A 6,706-nucleotide genomic window follows, 5' to 3' on the forward strand; every position below is an offset into this window, starting at 1 on the left:
CGCGCTCAGGTCGGTTCGGCGCAGCCGGGCACCTACCAGATCGAGTATCAGCACGCCGGGCGGCCGCTGGTGTCGATCATTCTGCCCAGCCAGGACAATTTCGCCGAGTTGCAACGCTGCCTGGTCAGCGTGCTGCAGCGCACCCGCTACCAGCGCTATGAAGTGCTGATCGCCGAAAACCACAATCAGAGTGCCGAGCTCGACAGCTGGCTGACCAGCCTGGAAGGCCGTGGCGAGCGCATTCGTGTATTGCGTAGCGGCCAACGCCTGAGTACTTCGGCCTTGTACAACATGGCGTGCCGGGAAGCTCGGGGCGAGTACCTGGTGCTGCTCTCGGCCGATGCCGAGGTGTTCAACGCCAACTGGATCGAGAGCCTGCTCAACCAGGCTCAACGCCCGGAAGTCGGGATTGTCGGCGCCAAGCTGGTGAACGAAAACGGCGTGACCACCCAGGCCGGGCTGATCCTGGGTTTTGACGGGCACCTGGGGGCCGCCTTCGCCGGTGAGGCCAAGGAGGCAGCGGGCTACATGAATAGCCTGTGGGTGGAGAAAAACTATTCAGCGGTGTCCGGTGCCTGCCTGATGATCGCCAAGGTGCTGTTCGAGGCGGTGGGCGGGTTGGACGAAGAGCATTTCGACCAGGCCTTCGCCGATGTCGACCTGTGCCTGAAAGTGGCTGATGCCGGTTACCTCACGGTACTGACGCCCCAGGCCCAGGTGCAGCATCCGGGGACTTTGGCGCAACACCCACAGGCGGCCGCGGCCCTGCAGGACAAGTGGGCGGCGCGCTTTGCCCAGGATACTGCCTATAACCAGAACCTGGCGTTGAGCGGCAAGGGCTTTGCCCTGGGTGTTGCCAGCTCGGTAAATTGGGCCCAGTTGCTCGGATAAGGATTCAGTCATGTTCAATGGCAAGTCGATTTTCATTTCCGGTGGCACCGGTTCGTTCGGGCGCAGTTTCATTCGTCGTCTGCTGGAGCAGTATCAGCCCAAGCGGGTGGTGGTGTTTTCCCGTGACGAGCTCAAACAGTATGAAATGCAGCAAACCTTCAATGCGCCCTGCATGCGTTATTTTCTCGGCGATGTGCGTGATGCCGAGCGTTTGCGTCAAGCCATGCGCGGCATTGACTATGTGATCCATGCTGCAGCCCTGAAGCAGGTGCCGGCCGCCGAATATAATCCCACGGAATGCATTCGTACCAACGTCAATGGTGCGGAGAACATCATTGCTGCGGCCATCGACAATGGGGTGAAAAAGGTCGTGGCCTTGTCTACCGACAAGGCGGCCAGTCCGATCAACCTGTATGGCGCCACCAAGTTGTTGTCGGACAAGCTGTTTGTGGCGGCGAACAACATTGCCGGTGAGCAGCCAACCCGTTTTGCCGTGGTGCGCTATGGCAATGTCGCGGGCTCTCGCGGGTCGGTGGTGCCGTTCTTCAGCAAATTGATTGCCGAGGGCGCCAAGGAACTGCCCATTACTGATGAGCGCATGACACGTTTCTGGATCACTCTGGATCATGGCGTGCAGTTTGTTCTGGACAGCTTTGCCCGTATGCATGGCGGTGAGATCTTCGTGCCCAAGATTCCCTCGATTCGCATTGTCGATCTGGCGTCGGGCATGGCTTCTCATCTGCCACAGAAACAGGTAGGCATCCGCCCTGGAGAGAAGCTCCATGAGTTGATGGTGCCTCTGGATGATGCGCGCATGACTCTGGAGTTTGCCGATCACTACACGATTCAACCGTCCATTCGCTTCACCAGTGTCAATGTCGATTTTGCCGTTGATGGGGTCGGGGAGAGGGGCGTTTCGGTCGCGGAGGATTTCGAATACCGCTCCGATACCAATCCACACTTTCTTTCTGTGGGGCAGATTGCCGAGTTGCATGACGGGATTTCGGCATGATTCCGTACGGCCGTCAGAGCCTGGATCAGGCGGATATCGATGCCGTGCTGGCCGTCTTGCAGTCCGACTGGCTGACTCAGGGGCCAACCATCGATGCCTTCGAGCAGGCAGTGGCGGCCCGTTGCGAAGCAGCCTATGGGGTGGCCGTCTGCAATGCCACGGCGGCGTTGCACATTGCTTGCCTGACGGCCGGCCTGGGGCCTGGCGATTGGCTGTGGACCAGCCCCAACACGTTTCTGGCTTCGGCCAACTGCGGGCGTTATTGCGGCGCGGATGTGGATTTTGTCGATATCGATCCGCAGACCTGGAATCTTGATGTTGAGGGCCTGGCCTGCAAGCTGCAGGCTGCCCAGGCCATAGGGCGCCTGCCCAAGGTGGTGGTGGCGGTGGCTTTTTCCGGGCAGAGCTGTGACATGCGCCGGTTGGCTGAGCTGGCCGAGCGTTATGCCTTCATCGTGATCGAGGACGCCTCTCACGCGGTGGGAGCGCGCTATGCCGGCCGACCCGTCGGGTGCGGCGAGTTTGCCGCCATGACTGTGTTCAGCTTTCATCCGGTGAAGATCATTACCAGCGCCGAGGGGGGGATGGTTCTGACCAATCGCCCTGAGTTGGCGGATCGTTTACGGCGCCTGCGTAGCCATGGCATGACCCGTGATCCGCAACAAATGAGTGAGGTCAGCCATGGTCCCTGGTATTACCAGCAGGTGGAGCTGGGTTTCAACTATCGGATGACCGATCTTCAGGCGGCGCTGGGCCTGTCACAGTTGAACAAACTGGATGGCTTTGTACAGCGACGCCAGTACCTGGCGGCCCGATACCATCGCCTGTTGCAGGATCTGCCGTTGACTCTACCCAGGGCTCAGGCTGATGCGCAGTCGGCCTGGCACCTGTATGTAGTGCGGTTGCAGCTCGACGGATTGCAGCACTCCCATCGACAGATCTTCGAGGGGCTGCGTGAGGCGGGAATCGGGATCAATCTGCATTACATCCCGGTGCACCTGCAGCCCTATTACCAGGCATTGGGCTTCGCCCAGGGGGACTTTCCCGAGGCCGAGCACTATTACGCAGAAGCCATCAGCCTGCCGATTTATCCCGGGTTGAGTGATAGCGAGCAGGACTATGTTGTCCAGCAGGTGCGACGCTGGATTCAGGAGCCGTCAATATCGTGAGCGCAATCGCCATCATTCCTGCCCGAGGCGGCAGCAAGCGTATCGCGCGCAAGAACCTCAGGGCCTTCGATGGTGTGCCGATGCTCGCTCGCTCCATCGACAAGGCATTGAGTTGCGGGTTGTTCCAGCGAGTAGTGGTCAGCACCGACGATCCGCAGATCGCCGAACTGGCGCTCGCCTGTGGCGCCGAGGTGCCGTTTGTTCGGCCACAGTCCCTGGCAGATGACTTCACCGGCACGGCAGCGGTGATTGTCCATGCCTTGCAGGTGTTGCAGGAGCAAGGGCAAGTGTTTGAGTACGCGTGTTGTATCTACGCCACCGCGCCCTTGCTGCAGGTGCGTTATCTGCGCCAGGGGCTGGAGACGTTGGTGCAGCACCCGGACAAGGCGTTCGCCTTCTCGGTGTGCAGCTTCGGCTTTCCCGTGCAGCGGGCGCTGACTCTCGATGAGCAAGGGGCGCTCAATGCCCTGTACCCGGAATTTCGTCAGAGCCGTTCCCAGGATCTGCCACCGGCCTATCAGGATGCGGGGCAGTTCTACTGGGGCAGGAGCCAGGCCTGGCTGGAGGGGGAGGTGCTGCTCTCGCCCCGCAGCCTGCCGGTGATCCTGCCCCGTCATCTGGTGCAGGACATCGATACCGAAGAGGACTGGCAGCGAGCTGAATACCTGTATGCCGCGCTGAAGGCCGCAGGAGAGCTGGAGTGAGGGCGCTGATCCGCGCCGACGCATCGCCGGCCATCGGCAGTGGCCACGTGGCCCGCTGCCTGACCCTGGCCCAGGAACTGCGCCGCCAGGGCGCTGATGTGGCGTTCGCCTGTCGGCGTCTGCCCGGCCATCGCCTGGAGGCGCTGCGAGCCGAGGGCTTCCAGGCCTTTGAATTGCCGGAGTGCTACGTCGGCGAGCATCCAGAGTTGGGGATCGAGGCGCCCTTGCCCTGGCAGGCGGACATTGCCGCGCTGCAGCTGGCATTGGCCTCTCAGCCGGCCTTCGACTGGGTGCTGGTGGATCATTACGGCCTCGATCATCAATGGCAGAGCGCCGCTCGCCAATGGGCGCCGAGGATCGCCGCGATCGACGATCTGGCCAACCGCAAGCATGCCGTGGACCTGTTGCTGGATCAGAACTTCAGCGGCAGCGCCGAGGCCTATTCCGGGTTGTACGACGCGTCGTGCCGGACCCTGTTCGGTCCGCATTACGCCTTGCTGCGCGAAGAGTTTCGCCGCCCCCCCATATCGATCCGGCCACAGCCGCGGCGCTTGCTGGTGAACTTCGGCGGTTTCGATGCCGCCGGCCAGACCCACAAGGCCATGTTGGCACTGCTGGATTTTCACGATCTGCAAGTGGACTTCGTCGCCGGCAGCGGCAACCCGGACTGGCAGGCCATGCAGGCCCTGGCTGCCGAACGGCCGCACTGGCGACTGCACAGCTATGTGAAGGATTTTGCCGGGCTGTTGGCCGAGGCCGACCTGTGCCTGGGCGCGGGAGGCGGTACCAGCTGGGAGCGGGCGGTATTGGGCGTGCCTACGCTGTGCATCACCGTGGCCGCTAACCAGGAGGCCAATGCCCGGTTGCTGGCCGAGGCGGGTGCCCACTTGTACCTGGGGGCCTGTGAGCAGGTCAGCGTGGAGCAGGTGCGCCAGGCCCTGAGCCTGCTGCTGGACAATCCGGGGTTGCGTCATAGCCTGTCCCGCCGGGCCCGCGACCTGGTGGATGGTCGGGGCGTGCAGCGAATGGCGGCGGCGTTGTTCACTGCGGCGCTGCGCTTGCGCCCGGCGACTGTGGAGGATGCCCGGCTGCTGTTCGAGGGGCGCAATGCCGAGCCTGTCAGGCGTTGGTCCCAGCAGCCTGAGGCGCTTGAGTGGCCGGACCATGTGCGCTGGCTGGAGGCTGCTGTGAATGATCCGCAGCGGCTGTTGCTGATAGCGGAAATAGCCGCGGGGGCGGTGGGGGTGCTGCGCTATGACCGCCAAGGCATTCAGGCGGATGTGTCGATCTACCTGTTTGCCGAGCACCTGGGGCTAGGTTGGGGGCGGGCGTTGCTGGAGCAGGGCGAGGCTTGGCTGATGCGCCATTGGCCCGATGTGCAGCGCCTGGGGGCTCGGGTGCTGGCAGAGAATCAGGTTTCACTGACATTGTTTCGCCGGGTCGGCTATTGCCAGGCACCTTGTGAATTCACCCGTGTGTTGAAGGAACATCTGGATGACTAGTTTCAAGATCGGCTCGCGCTCCGTGGGCGCCGGTGCGGCGCCGTTGATCATTGCCGAGATGAGCGGCAACCATAATCAGTCGCTGGATGTGGCCCTGCAGATTGTCGAGGCCGCCGCCGGGGCCGGTGCCCATGCCCTGAAGTTGCAGACCTACACCGCCGACACCATGACCCTGGACCTGGATCAGGGGGAGTTTTTCATCAAGGACCCGGACAGCCTCTGGGCCGGCTCATCCCTGTACGACCTTTACCAGCGCGCCCATACGCCATGGGAGTGGCACGAGCCAATCTTTGCCCGGGCGCGGGAGCTGGGCATGCTGGCGTTTTCCACGCCGTTCGACGAGAGCGCGGTGGACTTTCTCGAAAGCCTCGACGTCCCGGCCTACAAGATCGCCAGTTTTGAAAACACCGACCTGCCGCTGATTCGCCGGGTCGCCGCTACCGGCAAGCCGCTGATCATTTCCACCGGCATGGCCAGCATCGCCGAGCTGGACGAAAGCGTGCGGGCCGCCAGGCAGGCCGGCTGCCGGGATCTGGTATTGCTCAAGTGCACCAGTACCTATCCGGCTTCGCCGGCCAACAGCAACCTGTTGACCATCCCTCATCTGCGGGAACTGTTCGGCTGTGAAGTGGGCCTGTCCGATCACAGCATGGGGGTTGGGGTCTCGGTGGCTGCTGTGGCCCTGGGCGCCACGGTGATCGAAAAGCACTTCACCCTGGACCGTTCGGCCGGTGGGGTCGACGCCAGTTTTTCCCTGGAGCCAGGGGAGCTGGCCAGCCTGGTGGTGGAAACCGAGCGGGCCTGGCAGGCCATGGGGCAGGTGCGCTATGGCGCTACCCAGGCCGAGAGCCAGTCGCTGATGTACCGTCGGTCGTTGTATGTCACCCAGGACATGCAGGCCGGGGAGCTGTTCAGCGCCGACAACGTGCGGGCAATCCGCCCCGGACTGGGGCTGGCTCCCAAGCACTACGATGCGCTACTCGGCCGTCGTGCGCGTCAGGCCCTCAAGCGCGGCACGGCACTGGACTGGTCGCTCATCGAATAGGCCTTTGTGTGGCTGATTCGGCAAAATAGCGTGACCTGCGAGTCATAACGTGCATCTTCACTGTATTGTATTGCCCGGGAAGATGGCGCCAGCCCTGCGTGACAGGACCCGTGATAGCCCTTGGTTCTTCCCGATGCCGTTGTGTTCGGCGCAAGTATCTGTGTTTCTTTCGGCAGCCCCTGCTCAGTGATTGAGCGGGGGTATTGAGCTGTTTATTATTGGGAAGCCGTAATGATTGGCATAAAAAGCATTGCGAGCTACGTGCCTGTAGCCGGCGTGGACAATTACGCACAAGGTGCAAAGTTCGCCAAGGATGAAGACTTCATCCTGGGCAAGATCGGTTCCGCTTTCCTGCCGCGCAAAGACTCCGGGCAAGAGACTTC

Annotated in this window: 6 protein-coding genes and 1 pseudogene; all 7 read left to right on the top strand. The window is 62.2% G+C overall.

The annotated features are described in order from the left end of the window. On the top strand, positions 1–891 hold an 891-nt coding region (locus BLX41_RS34455; protein WP_259744410.1), incomplete at its 5' end, for a glycosyltransferase. 10 nt (positions 892–901) lie between these two features. Continuing rightward, positions 902–1,903, top strand: a complete 1,002-nt coding sequence (pseB, locus tag BLX41_RS04560) for a UDP-N-acetylglucosamine 4,6-dehydratase (inverting) (RefSeq protein WP_123723942.1) — start codon at positions 902–904, stop codon at positions 1,901–1,903. Then, positions 1,900–3,072: a UDP-4-amino-4,6-dideoxy-N-acetyl-beta-L-altrosamine transaminase gene (pseC, locus tag BLX41_RS04565; protein WP_123723943.1), complete on the top strand. Its 1,173-nt coding sequence runs from the start codon at positions 1,900–1,902 to the stop codon at positions 3,070–3,072. Before pseB ends, pseC begins: the two co-directional genes overlap by 4 nt. Continuing rightward, complete coding sequence (gene pseF, locus BLX41_RS04570) at positions 3,069–3,776, top strand: pseudaminic acid cytidylyltransferase (RefSeq protein WP_123723944.1); 708 nt, start codon at positions 3,069–3,071, stop codon at positions 3,774–3,776. The genes pseC and pseF overlap by 4 nt, the downstream gene beginning before the upstream one ends. Beyond that, positions 3,773–5,278 (top strand): UDP-2,4-diacetamido-2,4,6-trideoxy-beta-L-altropyranose hydrolase, encoded by a 1,506-nt coding sequence (gene pseG / locus BLX41_RS04575; RefSeq protein WP_123723945.1) that lies wholly within the window; start codon positions 3,773–3,775, stop codon positions 5,276–5,278. Before pseF ends, pseG begins: the two co-directional genes overlap by 4 nt. Continuing rightward, positions 5,271–6,323 carry a pseudaminic acid synthase gene (gene pseI, locus BLX41_RS04580; RefSeq protein ID WP_123723946.1) on the top strand — a complete coding sequence of 351 codons (1,053 nt, stop codon included), beginning with the start codon at positions 5,271–5,273 and terminating at the stop codon, positions 6,321–6,323. Before pseG ends, pseI begins: the two co-directional genes overlap by 8 nt. A 231-nt stretch (positions 6,324–6,554) precedes the next feature. Beyond that, positions 6,555–6,706 (top strand): annotated as a pseudogene (locus BLX41_RS34460) (ketoacyl-ACP synthase III); the annotation flags it as partial.

Origin of the sequence: Pseudomonas protegens, from assembly GCF_003732485.1 — a bacterium.
Taxonomy (GTDB): domain Bacteria; phylum Pseudomonadota; class Gammaproteobacteria; order Pseudomonadales; family Pseudomonadaceae; genus Aquipseudomonas; species Aquipseudomonas protegens_B.